This window comes from Bacteroides sp. (genome assembly GCA_036351255.1).
GTDB lineage: Bacteria > Bacteroidota > Bacteroidia > Bacteroidales > UBA7960 > UBA7960.
Genome location: JAZBOS010000084.1, coordinates 36,438 through 54,034, shown reverse-complemented (window position 1 = coordinate 54,034; position 17,597 = coordinate 36,438). Strand labels below are relative to the sequence as shown.

16 protein-coding genes are annotated in these 17,597 nt (G+C 50.6%); 14 read left to right on the top strand and 2 right to left on the bottom strand.

Going from position 1 to position 17,597, the window contains the following annotated elements; translation table 11 throughout:
* The first annotated feature begins 34 nt into the window (after positions 1–34).
* The 12 genes from V2I46_07870 to V2I46_07815 all read left to right on the top strand — a co-directional run bounded on the left by V2I46_07870 (position 35) and on the right by V2I46_07815 (position 11,942).
* The gene (locus tag V2I46_07870) at positions 35–556 is read left to right on the top strand and encodes a hypothetical protein (GenBank protein ID MEE4177410.1); all 522 of its coding nucleotides are present in this window, start codon (positions 35–37) and stop codon (positions 554–556) included.
* Between the two features lie 124 nt (positions 557–680).
* Positions 681–2,261, top strand: coding sequence for a hypothetical protein (locus V2I46_07865; protein ID MEE4177409.1), 1,581 nt, complete (start codon positions 681–683; stop codon positions 2,259–2,261).
* A gap of 24 nt (positions 2,262–2,285) precedes the next feature.
* Positions 2,286–3,266, top strand: a complete 981-nt coding sequence (locus V2I46_07860; GenBank protein ID MEE4177408.1) for an alpha/beta hydrolase — start codon at positions 2,286–2,288, stop codon at positions 3,264–3,266.
* A 212-nt stretch (positions 3,267–3,478) separates the two neighbouring features.
* Positions 3,479–4,471 carry a zinc-dependent peptidase gene (locus V2I46_07855; GenBank protein ID MEE4177407.1) on the top strand — a complete coding sequence of 331 codons (993 nt, stop codon included), beginning with the start codon at positions 3,479–3,481 and terminating at the stop codon, positions 4,469–4,471.
* A gap of 84 nt (positions 4,472–4,555) precedes the next feature.
* Positions 4,556–4,978, top strand: a complete 423-nt coding sequence (locus V2I46_07850; protein ID MEE4177406.1) for a DUF3788 family protein — start codon at positions 4,556–4,558, stop codon at positions 4,976–4,978.
* 347 nt (positions 4,979–5,325) lie between these two features.
* On the top strand, positions 5,326–6,747 hold the full coding sequence (locus V2I46_07845) for a glycoside hydrolase family 47 protein (GenBank protein MEE4177405.1): 1,422 nt from the start codon (positions 5,326–5,328) through the stop codon (positions 6,745–6,747).
* A gap of 40 nt (positions 6,748–6,787) precedes the next feature.
* Positions 6,788–7,126, top strand: coding sequence for a hypothetical protein (locus tag V2I46_07840; protein MEE4177404.1), 339 nt, complete (start codon positions 6,788–6,790; stop codon positions 7,124–7,126).
* Positions 7,127–7,271: 145 nt separating this feature from the next.
* Positions 7,272–7,976, top strand: a complete 705-nt coding sequence (locus V2I46_07835; protein MEE4177403.1) for a CDP-alcohol phosphatidyltransferase family protein — start codon at positions 7,272–7,274, stop codon at positions 7,974–7,976.
* Positions 7,969–8,376, top strand: coding sequence for a GtrA family protein (locus V2I46_07830; protein MEE4177402.1), 408 nt, complete (start codon positions 7,969–7,971; stop codon positions 8,374–8,376). Before V2I46_07835 ends, V2I46_07830 begins: the two co-directional genes overlap by 8 nt.
* Positions 8,377–8,470: 94 nt before the next feature.
* The gene (locus V2I46_07825) at positions 8,471–9,235 is read left to right on the top strand and encodes a class I SAM-dependent methyltransferase (GenBank protein MEE4177401.1); all 765 of its coding nucleotides are present in this window, start codon (positions 8,471–8,473) and stop codon (positions 9,233–9,235) included.
* A 139-nt stretch (positions 9,236–9,374) separates the two neighbouring features.
* A complete protein-coding gene (locus tag V2I46_07820; GenBank protein ID MEE4177400.1) occupies positions 9,375–10,499 on the top strand; it encodes a PQQ-dependent sugar dehydrogenase in 1,125 nt (374 codons plus the stop codon).
* Between the two features lie 267 nt (positions 10,500–10,766).
* Entirely contained in the window at positions 10,767–11,942 is a 1,176-nt protein-coding gene (locus V2I46_07815) for a C1 family peptidase (GenBank protein MEE4177399.1), read from the top strand.
* Between the two features lie 89 nt (positions 11,943–12,031).
* Here V2I46_07815 and lipB read toward each other — a convergent pair whose 3' ends face one another.
* Positions 12,032–12,700 carry a lipoyl(octanoyl) transferase LipB gene (gene lipB / locus V2I46_07810; GenBank protein MEE4177398.1) on the bottom strand — a complete coding sequence of 223 codons (669 nt, stop codon included), beginning with the start codon at positions 12,698–12,700 and terminating at the stop codon, positions 12,032–12,034.
* A 2-nt stretch (positions 12,701–12,702) separates the two neighbouring features.
* The gene (gene lipA / locus V2I46_07805) at positions 12,703–13,566 is read right to left on the bottom strand and encodes a lipoyl synthase (protein MEE4177397.1); all 864 of its coding nucleotides are present in this window, start codon (positions 13,564–13,566) and stop codon (positions 12,703–12,705) included.
* A gap of 229 nt (positions 13,567–13,795) precedes the next feature.
* Here lipA and ileS point away from each other — a divergent pair, with 229 nt between their 5' ends.
* Both ileS and V2I46_07795 read left to right on the top strand, forming a co-directional pair.
* Positions 13,796–17,164 (top strand): isoleucine--tRNA ligase, encoded by a 3,369-nt coding sequence (ileS, locus tag V2I46_07800; GenBank protein ID MEE4177396.1) that lies wholly within the window; start codon positions 13,796–13,798, stop codon positions 17,162–17,164.
* Between the two features lie 29 nt (positions 17,165–17,193).
* A complete protein-coding gene (locus V2I46_07795) occupies positions 17,194–17,583 on the top strand; it encodes a TraR/DksA C4-type zinc finger protein (GenBank protein ID MEE4177395.1) in 390 nt (129 codons plus the stop codon).
* Positions 17,584–17,597 lie beyond the last annotated feature (14 nt).

Genomic DNA, 17,597 nt, shown 5'->3' with positions numbered 1-17,597 from the left:
AGTGACTATTTTTAACTTTAAAACAACAAAGACAATGAAAAAAAACAGGTTTTTTCTTTTTGCACTCCTTTTTGGAGCATTAGCCTTTAGTTTCGCTGCTTGCGAAAAAGAGGATGGTGATGATGATGTGGATCCTTCCAAGGGGATCATCGGCGAGTGGCAAAGCTCGGGCGACAACGTAGCGCTTCTGCTCCAGGGCGAGCCCTTCTTCACCGATTCCATTTATGCCAAAATGAACGATGACGGAAGCTATCGCGTGGAATCCTATAGTAACGAAGGTGTTATGACCCTTTTCACCGGCACCTTTACCCAGGAAGAATCCGGAACTGGCGAGATATGGACCATAACCCTGCAGCAGGGCGTTCCCTATTCGGGCACCAGCGAAGGCATCTTCGAGATTTACTGGGATGAGGACCCCATTAACATGAAATATGAAGTGCTGCAAACCGAACCCGCACTGGGTCTCACCCCTCCCACCCCCGAAGGTGGCTTTGGCAGCACTGCAGGCGGGATCCTTGGGCAGACCAATGTCCAGGTTTTTGTTCGCATCGATTAATATCATTGAACCCTGAGAGGCCGGCGGTGCATTCCGCCGCCTCTTTCTTTCCTCCTCTCTGCCTGTCCCCTCAAGGGGGGATTACTTTCTTTTGATCCTTTTCCAACCCTAAAAGTGATCCCGAATGAACCGCAAAATTTTACTGTTTCTATTGATGCTCTGGCCCCTGGGCTTGCTTCACGGACAAGGCGCAGGTCCTTTGTTCGACACCGACCTGCCACGCAAAGCTGATCGTGAGTTTCAGTTCATGGCCTTTTACATCAACCAGGGCGTGACCTCAAACTTCTTCCCAACCACAGAATTTTTAAGAGGTCAGGTGATAGGACGGATGTTCGGCCGCAACACCACCATGACTTCTGATACCGCCACCACGGCTTATGTCGAGCAAAGGCTTATCCCCTTCTTCATTTATTCACCCCACCTCTTTAATGGCAAGGCGACCCTGAGGATGGCCTTTGAGATCGACTGGACCTGGGGTGATGTGTCGTATGGAGCCGGTGGCAACCAGGGCGGGGCTGTATCAGGACACCAGGTCAATATGCAGACCCAGAACATTGAACTGGAACTAACCCCAAAGACCGGCTGGATGATCAACCTGGGCCTCCAGCGCATGTATGACACCCCCTACAATCCCTATCGCACTACGGTTGAAAAACTGACCCAATCGGGCTATCGCCTCAACTATTTCGGCACCCATGCCGTGGGCATCTCCCTTTATCGCGATGCCGACTACCACCGCTTTAAGCTGGCCACATTCAAGTTCTATGAAAACAGCACCTTCCGCAATGACGACGTGAATCTGTATGAGGTGCAGTATGAAGCCCACATCAACAAGCTCTGGAAAGCCGCTCTTACAGGACATTATGTAAGAGACCGTGGCAACGGTGACGGCGGGGTTAACATCCTGGGGCAGGGCCTTAACAGCCAGCTCACGGAATACAACGGCGTATTTCGCTTCCGCTATGGATCGAGCCCCTATAAGGCCGACATCGGATGGATTGGCACCCACTTCTCGCGCAACGCCGACATGATGCTCGACCGTTTCTTCCTGAGTGGCTATTTCAACTATAACATGGGCCTGGTGAGGGTCGACCGCGGCAACGGCTTCAACAATGCCGCCGACATCTTCGGCTTTGCCGCCAATTTGCGCATGGGCTATCGCTATGGGCAAACCCTAAACGACAATGTCAATATGGAGCTTTTATTTACCTCGGGCGATGACGACGGCCTCGATGACAAGCGTTACTCGGGAGTCATTACCGGCAACACCTGGGCAGCGCCCGGTGGTATCTATATCAACAGCGGGGCTTACCTGCTCTTTCCCCATGCTAACGTGGTGAACCGATTCACTCCCGTGGTATCCGACCTGTCGAACATGGGCTATGGCCTGACCGCCGTAGTAGCCAACTACAATCGCAGCGTGATCCCCCACCGTTTTAATGTCAAGGCAGGCACCGCCACCGCGCTGAGCAACGTGACTCCCGCCGGCGGCGGACACTTCCTGGGCGCTGAAGTCAACGGGGCTCTGGTATACAACCTGGGCGCCTTTATGAGCATCGAACTCCACGGAGCCTATATGTGGCTGGGCAACTTCTTCGACAGCGCCGACAGCCGTTACAGCGCTGCAGTCAACGGGGGCATTGATGGCGTGAGACCCGCAAACCCCTGGACCATGTTTGTGGTGTATAAATGGCTGATGTTCTAATGTATTATCCAAATCAGGTAAGCTATGAAGAACTTTCTCAAACTCATTGTCATACTCGCCCCCCTCGTGCTCTTTAACCAATGTAAGACCATGAACCCGAAACAATGGCATCCTTACAATGATCTCCCGGGCCTCAACAGCCTGAACGAGATAGAATATCCTTATACGGTGCATCATGCCACCCTGAGCGATGGGCGCAAACTGGCCTACGTCGACGAAGGCCAGGGCAACGAAACCATTATCTTCATCCACGGACTGGGCTCCTACCTGCCCGCCTGGAAGAAGAACATCGAAGGCCTGAAGGATGATTTCCGCTGCATCGCCATCGACTTGCCCGGCTATGGCCACTCCAGCAAGGAACCCCACAGCGGGATGATGAGCTTTTACGCCGACGTGGTGGTTGACTTTATGAACCAGCTCGAACTGGATCAGGCAGTACTGGCAGGGCATTCAATGGGCGGGCAGATCAGCATGGTGGCCGCTATGAAGCACCCTGAAAGGGTCAAGCGGCTTATCCTCGCTGCACCTGCCGGCTTTGAACGCTTCACCGAAGGCCAGAAGCAATGGTTCCGGAATGTCATGACCCTGCGCGGCGTCAAACTCACCCGCGTAGAAGATATCGTGTCGAACCTGGCCTACAACTTCTATGAACTGCCCGACGATGCCGAGTTCATGATCACCGACCGCATTGCCATGCGCAGCGCCGAAGACTTCGATGCCTATTGCCATGCCGTGGTTGAGTCGGTCAACGGCATGGTCGACGAACCCGTCATCGATCACCTCGAAAAGATCACCCAACCTACCCTGATTCTTTTTGGCGAAAAGGACAACCTGATCCCCAACCGTTTCCTCAACCCCGGCACTACGGCCGCGGTGGCACAAGTGGGGGCCGAAAAGATCGCCAAAAGCCAACTGGTGATTTTGCCCGATACAGGCCACTTTCTGCAATTCGAAAACCCTGACCGCTTCAACGAGGAGGTCATCAGCTTCCTCAAGCCCAGATAATCCCTTCCACTTTCGTGGATGACAAACGCCCCGGCAGTTGGCTTCCGGGGCGTTTTTGTTTTCATTGCCGATCGTCCTGAATCCTAAAATATTCATACAGAAAACATAAATTATCCTCAGAATCCTTTTATATTTGAGGATTGGAGCAAGCCAAAAAGGCTTGTTTTTATGAACCTGTACCTCCAGGCCAGCACCTGCCAAACAAAAAAAGAATGGAAGATCCGCATCCGAATAAAAGAGGCTCATTGCCCTGGATCCTGTCTGGTGCATTCGTGCTTGTATATTCGCCCCTTTTGATCAGCAGCCTTCAAAAGTCATCCGGCCAATTCATCTTTCTCATCATTATAGGTACCCTGGGGCTTTTCCTGATCTGGCGCTGGGCGACCCTTAAATACAGGAGACGAAAAAAAATTCTTGCCACGGAATTTCCCCCGGCCTGGCGCAAGATCCTCACCGAAAAGGTGATTTACTATAACCACCTGCCTGCCAGCGAAAAGCCTGTCTTTGAAAAGGACATACAGATCTTTCTTGCCGAGAAACGCATCACCGGCATCAAAACCCGCATCAACGACACCGACCGCCTGCTGGTGTCGGCCAGCGCTGTTATCCCCGTATTTCGCTTCCGCGGATGGGAATACCGCAACCTGAGCGAGGTGTTGCTTTATCCCGGCTCCTTCGACGAGCAATACGACACCGGCCACCAGAAATTCATCCTGGGGATGGTTGGCACCGGGGCCATGGACCGTATGATGATCCTTTCGCAACAGGCCCTCCGGCAGGGCTTTGCCATTGCCAACGACAAGAAAAACGTGGGCATTCACGAGTTTACCCACCTGATCGATATGACTGATGGGGTGGCCGACGGCCTGCCTGAGGTCCTCCTGCAGAACCAGTATGCCATCCCCTGGCTCAACCTGGTCGAAGAAGAAATGGAGAAGATCTTCAACAATCAGTCGGGCATTAACCCTTATGGTGCCACCAACAAGCAGGAGTTTTTCGCGGTGGTCAGCGAATATTTTTTCGAGCAGCCCCACCTGCTCAAACAAAAACACCCCGAAATCTATGTCATGCTCGAAAAGATCTTCAGTCAAAAAGGCACCGAAAGGTTGCCCCTGAATTTCAAAAAACGCAGCATCGGCCGCAACAGCCCCTGCCCCTGCGGAAGCGGCAAAAAGTTCAAGCACTGCTGCGGCAAAAACAACTGAGCCCGACACCCCCTTTTCTTAGGCCAAATCCTTTCAGAAACCCCCATTTTTTCATACATTTACTTGAACCTAAAAACAAGTAAAATGGAAACTTTGCTTTTGCGCGAACCAGGAGTGCGACCGACGGCTGAGGTGCTGCTAAACGCCCTGGGCGACAGTTACCCCACTTATGAGAACCTGATGGAAACCCTGGCAGGCCCCGAATTTGGCCTTGTACCTCATTGGAGCTATTACAAGGATGGCAAGGCCTGGCTTTGTAAGATCGTCTTTGGCAAAAAAACAGTATGCTGGCTCTCCGTGTGGGATGGCTTTTTCAAGACTGCTTTTTATTTCAATGAAAAGACCGCCCCGGGCGTGTTTGAACTCAACCTTTCCGCAAGCCTGAAGGAAACCTTCCGCCAAACAAAACCCTCGGGACGCATGATCCCCCTGGTATTCAACATCCAGGATAAATTACAACTGCCCGAACTGCTGGAAGTGGCCCGCTACAAGAAAAGCCTGAAGTGATCAGCTTCGACAGGCATCTTTTCTGAAGGCTATCAAAGCTTTGATAATAAACCACATCCCTGGGTTCTCCAGGGATTTTTTTGTGGACTGGCCCATGGTTCATACGGAGTTTAAACGGGGTTTATACGGTTTAAACCGAATAAACTACGACCATGGTACCTCTATGGTACCTCTGTGATAAGGGCGATTTTCCCAACCAGTGTGCCTGAAAATTTGCCGAAAGTTTATTAACTTTCCGCCCTGGTTAGACTGGGAACTCTTGCAGGTAATGGCTGTTCACCGGTCTTTTTTTGGCTGAAACTTTTTAAATGAACCGGATATTCATCTTCAAAAAAACAAAATTGACAATGAGAAAATTGATCCCTCTCCTGCTGATCCTATTGATCGTTTCGGCTTGCAGCAACCAACGCAATGCAAACCAGGATGAAGATGCCATCTCAGCAGAGGCAATAGCCCACGCCGATTCGCTGGCCACTGATGTGGTGAACGAGACCCTGAGGGCGTGGCAGGCTTACAAGGAATATGCCTGGGGTCATGATGTGCTGACGCCCCTGTCGAAGTCGTACACGGACTGGTATGACGAGCCCCTGTACATCTCGCCCATCGATGCTTACAGCACCCTGCACGTGATGGGGCTGATGGAGGAGGCGGCAGAGATCGAGCGCTACGTGGTCGATTCATTGCATTTCGACAAGAACATCGACGCCAAGGTGTTTGAGGTGAACATCCGCATCCTGGGGGGCTTGCTGTCGATGTATGCCCTTTCGGGAAATGATCGGGTGCTGGAAAAGGCGCGCGACTTTGGTGACCGGATGCTGCCGGCCTTCAATACCACGACAGGTATCCCGACCTACTGGGTGAACCTGCAGACGGGGGTGGCGCGGGGCGACACGGTGAATGTGGCCGAGGCCGCGACCTATACCATGGAAATGGGGATCCTGAGTTATTATACCCGCGACCCCAAATATTACCAGGCGGCTAAAAAAGCCACCCTGGCGATTTATGAGCGCCGTTCAGAACTGGGCCTGATCGGCGACATCATTGATGTGGAAACCGGCGAATGGGTGTCGAAGCAGAGCCATATCTGCGCTGGGGTCGATTCTTATTACGAATACCTGCTGAAGAGTTTCCTGCTGTTTGGTGATCCTGAACTTGGAGAAATCTTTAATAAAAGCATCAGCTCCATCAAGGGATATATTTTGAAGGAACACGAGGGTTTGCTTTGGAATGCGCGGGTGGATATGGAAACGGGCGAGCAAACCAGCGCCTCGGTAACGCTTTACGATGCCTTCTTCCCCGCCACCCTGGCACTGGCAGGCGACACCGCCCTGGCCGAAAGGCTGCACACCACCTGGGACTGGCTGTGGAACAAATACGGGCTGGTGCCAATGGTTTACGATTATGAAAGCGGGCAGCCCAACTACCCGGTGTATGACCTCAACCCCGAAGTCATCGAATCGGCCTATTACCTCTACCACTTTAACGGCGACACCCTGTATTTCAACCGGAATGAACGCTACTGGAACAGCATCAAACAGCACTGTCGCACCGAGGTGGCCTATACTGCCGTGGCCGATGTGGAGACCATGGAACAGCGCGATGAGATGGCTACCTTCTTCTTTGCTGAAACGCTAAAATACCTCTATCTCACCTTCTCCTACCATCAGGAAAAGTTTGATTTTGAGGATAACATTTTCAACACCGAGGCGCATCCTTTCCGCCGCAGCGATTTTGACAAAACCCTTGCCAGGGAATACCTTGGCTTTTAATCATCCAAACCTTCGACCCACGAAACACTGACTGCTTACCGTGATGATTCCGGGGTGGCTGGAAAGCAGGGCTTCCGCCAAGGAGCTAGTGTTACCGGCTGCCGAACAGGAAAGCCCCGCGAGTAAATCCTGCAAACGGACCGGAACATCCATTTTAGACGATCATAAAATGAGGGCTATTGCTGATATGGGGACGGATGGATGGGCGTTTATGCAAGGCTATGCATCTTTGGACAGAAGCAATGTGTTGGATCACTTTATCCTGACAAAGAATAAGAAACAAGAAAAAGACGGTTATTATTTGTCTTTTAACCTCATTATGAGCTGGTTGCAATATTTATTGATCCAAACAAAAATAACTTTCTGCAGTTTTTTTTGAATTTTAAAGGCAACTGATCTGATTCTATTTTATATATTTGCCATAAATCGAATAGGGGCTGTTCATTGTGTTGCCAGGAGAATTGGCAAGGCCGGGGGCAGCCTTTCTGGCCAATGGAAATGACCAGGTATTAATAGGGAAAGAGATGACAGAAACGTCGAAGGAGCCCATTGGTAAGGTGGTAAAGAGCATTTCGCAGGGGCGGGAACGTACCAATCTATTGAGGAAATACGAACAAAAGGCCATTGCCTACCTGGTGCAGATCATCCCGGGCTGGATCAGTTCGGATATGCTGACAGGCATTGGGTTTGTTGGCAGCATCGTGGTCCTCCTGTCCTTTATATTGGCTGCCACAGTGGGGAAAACCTGGCTGCTGCTGGGTGTGGCAGGCTTTTTCATCAGCTGGTTTGGCGACTCGCTGGACGGGCGCATTGCCTATTACCGCAACAAACCCCGCAAGTGGTATGGTTTCTCGCTCGACCTGACCGTCGACTGGCTGGGCATCATCCTGATGGGCCTGGGTTTTATTTTTTTTGCCCCCGGGCTTTGGAAAATAGTGGGTTTTGTGTTTGTGGTTTTGTATGGCTGGGAGATGATCACCGCCCTGCTGCGTTACCAGGTCACAGGGAAATACTCGATCGATTCAGGAGCTTTCGGACCCACTGAGGTGCGCCTGCTTATTTCAGCCCTCCTGGTGCTGGAGGTGCTGGTGAATGGTTCCATCCTGTATTCCGCTTCCCTGGCCTGTATCGTGCTGTTTATGGTTAACCTGATTGACTTTGTGAAATTGCTTGTCCTGGCCGATGCGCGTGACCGGGAGGAAAAAGCAAAAAAAGCAGCGAATGGTTAAGCGAATCCTAATGTTTTCCAAGGCACAGGTCTCCGCTTTTGCTGGCGGGGCGATTGACTACTTGTTTATGGTCATCATCACCGAGTTTTTCAACGTACACTATACCATTTCTATTGCCATTGGCGGGGTCCTGGGCGCCCTGGTAAACTTCACCCTCAACAGGCGCTGGGCTTTCCGCACAAAAGACCTGCCCTATAAAAACCCTTCCTGGCAACAGTTTATGAAGTTTGTGCCGGTGGTGGCCAACAGCATTCTACTAAAGGCTTCCGGCACCTTTTTTGTGACTTCCCTGTTTGGATTGGACTACAAGATCAGCCGGATCATTACCGATCTGTGCGTTACCCTGATCAACTTCAACCTTCAGAAACACTGGGTGTTTAAAAAAGCAAAAAAAGTCTGAGGCTTCCTTTTACAGAACATATTTATCGGTAACTTCTTAACTTTGTTAAGGAGGAAAAGAATTTCCTTTTCCCTATCATCAGTTCTATCGAATCATGAAAAAGAAAAAGGAGTATTCGAGCGGTCCCCAGTTATACACGGATTATCAGTGGGTATGGGAGCTTGTAAGCAGCCGCGAGGAGTATGCCAGCCTGGCTGATTATGTGGTCATGCAAATCAGGGACCATGAGCAGCAGCCTACCCGCAGCCTGTTGCATCTGGGTTGCGGATCGGGCAACATGGACCATCACCTGAAACAGCATTTCAGTGTGACGGGTGTTGACCTGAGTGGAGATATGCTCAGCAGCGCCCGCAGGAAAAACCCCGAATGTGATTATCATACCGGCGATATGCGGACTTTCAGCACCACGAAACGCTTCGATGCTGTGATCATTCCCGACTCGATTGATTATTTGCGTTCGCCTTCCGAGATGCTACAGGTGTTCAGCAATGCCAAAAAGCTGCTGAACCCCGGGGGCTTGCTGCTGGCCATTGTGGGCTACGACCCTGAGAAGTTTCCACAAAACCGGACCACCGTTGAAACGGCTTCTGAAAAAGGCGTAGAGATCACCTTCATTGAGAACAATTATGTTCCCGACCAGGGAGACCCTAGCTTTGAAGCCACTTTCATTTGCCTGATTCGCGACCAGCGACGCCTCAAGACCATGATCGATGTGCATATCCTCGGCCTTTTCAGCAAGGACCTATGGTTTAAGGAACTGGAACGGGCAGGGTTTGAGGGGGTGCTTTACCAGGATGGCTTGCTGGAGAAAGTCGTGCAGCAAGGAGCCTTTTTGCTGATCGGGATACTTCCGGCTTAAAGCCAGAATTCATTTTCTCAACAGGAAAACAACGGACTACCCGGGTCTTTTCTTTTCCCTGATTTTTCACTAACTTTATCAAATAAAAGCCCGGGGAAGGGTTTGAAAAGGAAATAGAACCATTAAAAACTTTCAAACAATGAGAACGCTGATCATACTGACACTAAGCTTGATTTTGTTTTCTTGCAATGCCAGGGAGCAGGCTCCACCGGAAAACCTAATACAAAGCGAAGCCTTGCAATTTACGGTAGACACCCTTGCCACGGGCCTTGAGAACCCCTGGTCGATGGCCTTTTTACCCGACGGCCGCATCCTGATCGCCGAGCGCCCTGGCCGGCTGCGCATTTTTGAAGACGGGGCGCTGCTGCCTGAACCCATTGGGGGCCTTCCCGAGATATGGGTGCACGGACAGGGTGGCCTGCTCGACGTGGTGCTGCATCCCGACTTTGAAGAGAACCAGCTGATATACCTGGGCTATGCAGCCCGGGGTGGCGAGGGTGGAAATACGGCCATCGCACGTGGCAAGCTGGTGGGGAACACCCTGACTGATGTGGAGCTGTTGTTTCATGGACAGCCTTTTACCAGCCGTCCCCATCACTTTGGCACCCGCATCGTGTTTGACGGCAACGGCTATATGTTTTTCACCATTGGAGACCGCGGCGAGCAGGAAAATGCCCAGCTGATCAGCAATCACAATGGCACGGTGATGCGTCTGCACGATGACGGGCGAATCCCTGAAGACAATCCTTTTGTGGAGGATCCCGAGGCCCGGCCCGAGATCTGGTCCTATGGCCACCGCAACATCCAGGGGATGGCACTTCACCCGGTGACGGGCGAGCTTTGGGCACACGAGCACGGAGCTCAGGGCGGCGATGAGATCAACCGCATCCTGAAAGGGGAAAACTTCGGCTGGCCCAGGGTGACCCACGGTATCAACTACGATGGCAGCATCATTACGCCCGATACCACGCTGCCCGGCATGATGGACCCGGTGATGCACTGGACCCCTTCAATAGCCCCCTGCGGACTGGCCTTTGTAACCAGTGAAAAGTATCCAGGCTGGGAGAACAATATGCTGGCAGGCGCCCTTGCCGGACAGCACATCCACCGCGTGGCGTTGGAAGGAAACCAGGTGACCCATACCGAACGCCTGCTGGAAGGCTTTGCCCGCTTCCGCGACATCCGCCAGGGACCCGACGGCTACATCTATGTGCTGACTGAAGGTCCGGGGATCTTCTTCAGAATTCAGCCCTGGAACCAATAACAAAAAGACCAATAATCGAGAAATGTATAAACAAAACACCCGGCTGAAAACAGCCGGGTGTTTTGTTTATTAGCAAACCATTGGCGCAAAAGAGTCCTTTTGCAGGTAAGGTTCCTGAAGAAAACATTGCCGACCAGTGATTTTTTTAAATTTCCATAAAAAATTTACTCAGCTTATCCTGCTTCCTTTATATTTGCACATCAACAACCAAATCAAAACACAAATACCATGAAAAAGAGGCTGATCCTTTCATTGATGTTCACGGGGATGGTTTTTTTCCTTTCCCAAAATATCCTGGCACAAGATGCCACAGACTCGGTTCAGAAGCCGGGCTATCAATTCATCCCTGTTGTGGAGTTAAAGGTTACCCCGGTTAAAAACCAGGCCAGCACAGGCACCTGCTGGTGTTTTGCCACCGTTTCGTTTATTGAGTCAGAATTGCTCAGGATGGGTAAGGGTGAGCACGATCTTTCGGAGATGTTTATTGTCAGGCACAATTACGTGAACCGTCTGCGCGACAATTACCTCCGCAGGGGAAAAGGCAACCTGAGCCAGGGCAGCCTGGCACACAATGCCTTTAACGTAATCCGTGAACACGGCCTGGTGCCTGATGGAGTGTATAGCGGAATTAACTATGACTCGGAAAGGCACAACCATCGTGAGCTGAACCGTTTTATTCAGGCCATTGGTCAGATTCCCGTGGATATCCGTAAGGAAAGCCCCGAATACAAGGAGCTGGTCAACAGCCTGCTAGACATCTACCTGGGACCTTTGCCAGAGACGTTTACGTACAAGGGCGAGAACTATACCGCTCCATCCTTTTTTGAGTCGCTGGATTTCAACCCTGACGATTATGTAGAGATCACCTCTTTCAACCATTTCCCGTTTTATACCACCTTCCCGCTGGAAGTGCCTGATAACTGGGCTCACGGGCAGTTTTACAATGTGCCGCTTGACGAGCTGATTGAGATCATGGATTATTCCCTTCAGGAGGGCTATACGGTAAACTGGGACGGGGATGTGAGCGAGAAAGGTTTTTCGCACAAAAACGGGGTGGCCATCAATCCCGATGTGGAGGCCCCTGTTGACACCTATTCGACCACAGACCGGGCAAGATTTGAAAAGATGACGACGGAAGAAAAACTGGAAGAGGTTTATAAGTTTGAAGAGCCTTACCCGGAAATTGTAGTTGACCAGGAAATCAGGCAGCAAGGCTATGAAGGCTTTACCACCACCGACGACCACCTGATGCACGTCACCGGGATCACCCGCGACCAGAACGGCACCAAGTATTACATCACCAAGAATTCCTGGGGAACCGAGCGCAACACCTTCGGAGGCTACCTAAACATGTCGGAGAGCTTTGTCAGGGCCAAGACCATTTACATTATGGTCCACAAGGATGCCATTCCAAGGCACATCAAAAGGAAACTGGGGCTTTAGAGAATATGAAAAAAGAATTGGGAAGAGCTAAATCCCATGATTGAAAAAGTTTCAGGTGACCCCTGGCTAAAGCCTCGGGTCACTCTTTTTTAGACCTCTGCTCCAAAAACCTCCATAAATATTTCGAGGAGCACCCCTTTCAGTTCGGCCATATCCACCAGTTTTCCCAGTTCCTTTTGCATGGAGGTCACGCCCTTGTCAATAAAACCGCAAGGGTTGATGTAGCGGTAAAAGTCGAGGTCGGTATTGACATTAAAGGCAAATCCGTGCATGGTGACCTGGCGGCTGGCGCGTACGCCAATGGCGCAGATCTTGCGGGCAAAGGCCTGACCGGCATCCAGCCAAACCCCGGCCGCCCCTTCGAGGCGTCCTGCGATAATGTTGTAGCGGGCCAGGGTCCGGATAATGGTTTCTTCCAGGTTAAAGATATAGGAGCGGACACTTAAACCGAAAAGATCCAGGCGTATGATGGGATAGCCCACCACCTGTCCCGGGCCATGGTAGGTGATATCGCCGCCGCGGTTGATGTGATAAAACTGTGCACCCTTTTGTTTGAGCATGGTCTCGTTAATCAACAGATTTTGCTCGTTACCACTTTTGCCCAGGGTAAAAACATGGGGGTGTTCGACAAAGATCAAGTGACCGGCCATTTCTTGCTGTTGCTGACCTGGCATCATTTCAGAAAAAAGCTGTTCCTGGAGGTCCCAGGTTTCCTTATAGTCTTTCAGGCCGAGGTCATGAAAAACAATGGTGCTCATAGTTAATGCAGATGTTTTTCGGCTTTGAACGAGCTTCTGACCAAAGGGGCGCTTTCCACATGCCGGAAGCCCATTTTCAAGCCTTCTTTGCGATAACATTCAAACATATCAGGGTGAACATACTCCTTCACCGATAGGTGTTTGCGGGTAGGCTGCAGGTACTGACCAATGGTGACTACGCTGACTCCTGCATGGCGCATGTCGACCAAAGTTTCGAGTATTTCATCCGTGGTCTCTCCCAACCCGAGCATAATCCCTGATTTGGTAATTACCCCCGCCTCAGCAATGTGCCTAAGCACACCCAGACTGGAATCGTATTGAGCCCGGCTGCGCACCAAAGGGGTTATACGCCGAACGGTTTCAAGGTTGTGCGAAATTATTTCAGGTCCGGCATTAACTACCTGCATGATCAATGATTTCTTACCATCAAAGTCTGGAATTAAAGCTTCAATGGTAGTCTTTGGCATTTGGTTTTTAATGGCATGGATCGTGGCAGCCCAGATACCAGCACCACCATCGGGCAGATCATCCCTGTCGACAGAGGTCAGCACCACGTGTTTAAGTTTCATAAGGCTTACGGATTCTGCTACCCTTTGTGGTTCCAGTGGGTCAACAGGAAGCGGCCGGCCGGTTTTCACATTGCAAAACTTGCAGGCCCTGGTACAAATTTCGCCCAGGATCATTAAGGTGGCCGTAGAAGCACCCCAGCATATCTCCATATTGGGGCAATGACCGCTACTGCAAATGGTATGCAGCCGGTGATGCTCAACAATCTCCTTAACAAATCGAAAATTTTTGCCGCCAGGCACCCTTGTCTTTAACCATGGTGGCTTTCGCAAAGGACGGTCATTGCTGAATTCTTGCATGGGATCAATCAAAAGTAATCAGTGTTTTCGTTCTCAAATTTACTACTTTTCCTGACCCATCCCCTTAACCTAAAGTATATTAACCCATGATTATCCGCTTTTCGAATACACACAACATCCGCTTTTTTAGGACTTTGTAAGGTTTTTTTTTATAATTTTGCACCTTTGAAAATAAAGGCCCCATCGCAAAAAGGGAAGAAACAAAAAAATGGACGGGGCAATGATGCTTATGAAAGCAAAATACAAGGAATACAAGCGGCTGGATTTGTCGGGCATAGGCAAGGAAATCCAGTCATTCTGGGAGGCGAACAAGGTGTTTGAACAAAGCCTGGAGATCCGTGCGGGTCATAAACCCTGGGTGTTCTATGAAGGGCCACCCTCGGCCAATGGATTGCCGGGAATTCATCATGTAATGGCCCGTGCCATTAAGGACATTTTTTGCCGCTACCGCACCCAGAAGGGTTACCTTGTAAACCGCAAGGCCGGCTGGGATACGCATGGCCTGCCCGTAGAGATCGGGGTGGAGAAAATGCTGGGCATCACCAAGGAAGACATTGGGAAAAGCATCACCATTGAGGAATATAACCAGGCCTGCCGCAAGGATGTGATGAAATACAAGGATACCTGGGACGACCTGACCAAACGGATGGGGTATTGGGTGGACCTGGATAATCCTTATATCACTTTTGAAGACAAATACATTGAAACGGTATGGTATCTACTGAGTAAACTCTATGAAAAGGGGTTACTTTACAAGGGTTATACCATACAGCCCTATTCGCCAGCAGCCGGAACGGGACTAAGCACCCACGAACTGAACCAGCCGGGATGTTACCGAAACGTAAAGGACAATAGCGTTACGGCACAATTCAAAATCATCCGCAACAAGCAATCGGAGGTCCTCTTTGCTGATGGCACTGAAGCCGTTCATTTTCTTGCCTGGACCACAACCCCCTGGACCCTGCCAAGCAATACCGGGCTGGCTGTTGGGAAAAAAATAGTCTATGTGAAAGTCAAGACTTTCAACCCCTATACTTACGACCCGGTGGAGGTGATCCTTGCCAAAGACCTATTGCCCAATTTCTTCAACTCCAAGCTGGAGGAAATGAAACTGGAGGAATACCAGCCAGGCGACAAAAAGATCCCCTATAAGATCATTGGTGAATACAAGGGCAAGCAGTTTGAGAACATCCGCTATGAACAGTTGCTGCCCTATGTGCAACCCGAGGATGGCGACTCATTCCGGGTGATGCTTGGCGACTTTGTCACCACCGAGGATGGTACCGGGATTGTCCACATTGCCCCCAGCTTTGGCGCCGATGACTTTAAGATAGGTAAACAGTATGGCCTGGGTTCGCTAACGCTGGTGGACAAGCGCGGCCGCTTTGTGGAGTCGATGGGTGAGTTTGCCGGCCGCTTCGTAAGGCCTGAATATGAAAATGGCAACGGAGGCGAGGAAAGCCGTCCGGTAGATGTGGATATCATCATCAAATTGAAGACAGAAAACAAGGCTTTCAAGGCTGAACGCTATGAGCACAGCTACCCGCATTGCTGGCGCACCGACAAACCCATCCTGTATTATCCCCTCGACAGCTGGTTTATCCGCACCACTGCCCTCAAGGACCGTATGATAGAGCTGAACAACACCATCCAATGGAAACCCGAGAGCACCGGCACAGGGCGTTTCGGAAACTGGCTGGAGAACCTTCAGGACTGGAACCTCAGCCGGTCGCGTTACTGGGGGGTACCGCTTCCCATCTGGGCTACTGAAGACCAGGAGGAGCGCATCTGCATCGGCTCGCTGGAACAGCTGAAAAATGAAATTGAGAAGTCGGTAAAAGCGGGCTATATGCAAGAAAACCCGCTAAAAGATTTCCAGCCCGGCGATATGTCGGAAAAGAATTATAAGGTGTTTGACATGCACCGTCCCTTTGTGGATGAGGTCATCCTGGTATCGCCCAGGGGCAGAAAGATGAAGCGCGAGCTAGACCTTATCGATGTATGGTTTGACAGCGGCGCCATGCCTGCTGCCCAGTTCCATTATCCCTTTGAGAACAAGGAGGAATTTGAGGCCAACTTCCCGGCTGATTTCATTGCCGAAGGGGTTGACCAGACGCGCGGTTGGTTCTTCACCCTGCACGCTATCGCTACCATGGCTTTTGACTCGGTTGCATTCAAGACGGTTGTATCGAATGGACTGGTGCTTGACAAAGCGGGCAATAAAATGTCGAAGCGTCTGGGCAATGCCGTTGATCCGTTTACAACCATTGAACAATACGGCCCTGATGCCACGAGGTGGTATATGATTACCAACGCACAACCTTGGGATAATCTCAAGTTTGATATTGAAGGGGTGGCTGAGGTTCAGCGAAAATTCTTTGGAACGCTTTACAATACCTACGCCTTTTTTGCCTTGTATGCCAACATTGACGGGTTCACCTATGCCGAAGAGGAGATCCCCCTGGAGCAAAGGCCTGAGATAGACCGCTGGATCCTTTCGGAGCTAAACACCCTGATCAAAAAGGCAGATGAGTGCTTTGATACCTTTGAACCTACCCGTGCCGGCAGACTGATTCAGTCGTTTGTTGACGAACACCTGAGCAACTGGTATGTAAGACTCAGCCGCCGCCGTTTCTGGAAGGGCGATTACAGCGACGACAAGATCTCGGCCTATCAGACCCTTTACCGCTGTTTGGAAACCCTCTCGATGCTTTCGGCTCCCATCGCCCCCTTCTTCAGTGAAAAGCTTTTCACTGACCTGAACAATGTTTCCGGACGGCAGCAGGTGATCTCGGTTCACCTGACTGATTTCCCGCTTGCCGATGAACGTATGATCGACACCGATTTGGAAGAGCGCATGCAGCTGGCACAACAGGTTTCATCGATGGTGCTGGCCCTCCGCAAGAAGGTGAATATCAGGGTACGCCAGCCCCTGCAGAAGATCATGGTACCAGTGCTGAGTGACAAATTTCGCCAGCAACTACAGGCTGTGGAGCAGCTGGTCCTTTCGGAAGTGAATGTGAAAGAGCTGGATTACCTGGAAGATACCGTCGGGGTAATGGTGAAAAAGATAAAGCCCAACTTCAAGACGCTTGGGCCGCGTTATGGCAAACTGATGAAACAAATTGCCGCTGCCATTGCCGGATTTGGACAGGAAGACATTGCACGCATCGAAACCGAAGAAAAATACCTGCTGAACGTTGAGGGAGAGGACGTTGAGATCCTGCTCAGCGATGTGGAGATCATCTCGGAGGATATTCCTGGCTGGTTAGTGGCTAACGAAGGTACTTTAACAGTGGCCCTTGACGTTACAATAACTGAGGCATTGCGCAATGAAGGCATTGCCCGTGAACTGATCAACCGCATCCAAAACCTGCGAAAAGACAAGGGTTTTGAGGTTACCGATAAAATAGAGGTTTTTGTTGAACAACATAGTGATATTACGGAAGCCATTGTAAGCAATAATGATTATATTTGTTCGGAGACCCTGGCTGCGCGCCTCGAATATTCCGAGGCAATTGCAGATCCGCAAAAGGTTGAAGTTGAGCTCACTGATGAAATAAAGACCTGTGTTCTAATTCAAAGAGTAAATAATTAAATTGCTAAGCAATAAATACCCCGATGGTTATGGAAACAAAGCGTGAAAAAACGAGGTATTCGGATGAAGAACTCCAGGAGTTCAGGGAGATCATCTTGAAGAAACTGGAAGAAGCCAAGGCTGGATTGAAAATTCTTACAGAAGCGTATACCACCCAAAACGAGAATGACACCAACGACACTTCCCCTTCCTTTAAGATCCTGGAAGAGGGTTCACAGGTCCTTTCGAAAGAGGAAAACGGGCAACTGGCGGCACGCCAGCAGAAGTTTATCCGTGACCTGGAGAACGCGCTGATCCGGATTGAAAATGGCACTTATGGGGTTTGCAGGGTAACGGGAAAACTGATCTCGAAAGAACGCCTCAGAAGCGTTCCCCATGCCACCATGAGCATCGAAGCAAAACTGGGCATTACCAAATAACGGGAATCAATACG

Excerpts from the sequence above, each read along its gene's own strand:
- V2I46_07870 (MEE4177410.1), top strand. The coding sequence starts at position 35 with ATGAAAAAAAACAGGTTTTTTCTTTTTGCACTCCTTTTTGGAGCATTA.
- V2I46_07865 (MEE4177409.1), top strand. The coding sequence starts at position 681 with ATGAACCGCAAAATTTTACTGTTTCTATTGATGCTCTGGCCCCTGGGC.
- V2I46_07860 (MEE4177408.1), top strand. The coding sequence starts at position 2,286 with ATGAAGAACTTTCTCAAACTCATTGTCATACTCGCCCCCCTCGTGCTC.
- V2I46_07855 (MEE4177407.1), top strand. The coding sequence starts at position 3,479 with ATGGAAGATCCGCATCCGAATAAAAGAGGCTCATTGCCCTGGATCCTG.
- V2I46_07850 (MEE4177406.1), top strand. The coding sequence starts at position 4,556 with ATGGAAACTTTGCTTTTGCGCGAACCAGGAGTGCGACCGACGGCTGAG.
- V2I46_07845 (MEE4177405.1), top strand. The coding sequence starts at position 5,326 with ATGAGAAAATTGATCCCTCTCCTGCTGATCCTATTGATCGTTTCGGCT.
- V2I46_07835 (MEE4177403.1), top strand. The coding sequence starts at position 7,272 with ATGACAGAAACGTCGAAGGAGCCCATTGGTAAGGTGGTAAAGAGCATT.
- V2I46_07830 (MEE4177402.1), top strand. The coding sequence starts at position 7,969 with ATGGTTAAGCGAATCCTAATGTTTTCCAAGGCACAGGTCTCCGCTTTT.
- V2I46_07825 (MEE4177401.1), top strand. The coding sequence starts at position 8,471 with ATGAAAAAGAAAAAGGAGTATTCGAGCGGTCCCCAGTTATACACGGAT.
- V2I46_07820 (MEE4177400.1), top strand. The coding sequence starts at position 9,375 with ATGAGAACGCTGATCATACTGACACTAAGCTTGATTTTGTTTTCTTGC.
- V2I46_07815 (MEE4177399.1), top strand. The coding sequence starts at position 10,767 with ATGGTTTTTTTCCTTTCCCAAAATATCCTGGCACAAGATGCCACAGAC.
- lipB (MEE4177398.1), bottom strand. The coding sequence starts at position 12,700 with ATGAGCACCATTGTTTTTCATGACCTCGGCCTGAAAGACTATAAGGAA.
- lipA (MEE4177397.1), bottom strand. The coding sequence starts at position 13,566 with ATGCAAGAATTCAGCAATGACCGTCCTTTGCGAAAGCCACCATGGTTA.
- ileS (MEE4177396.1), top strand. The coding sequence starts at position 13,796 with ATGAAAGCAAAATACAAGGAATACAAGCGGCTGGATTTGTCGGGCATA.
- V2I46_07795 (MEE4177395.1), top strand. The coding sequence starts at position 17,194 with ATGGAAACAAAGCGTGAAAAAACGAGGTATTCGGATGAAGAACTCCAG.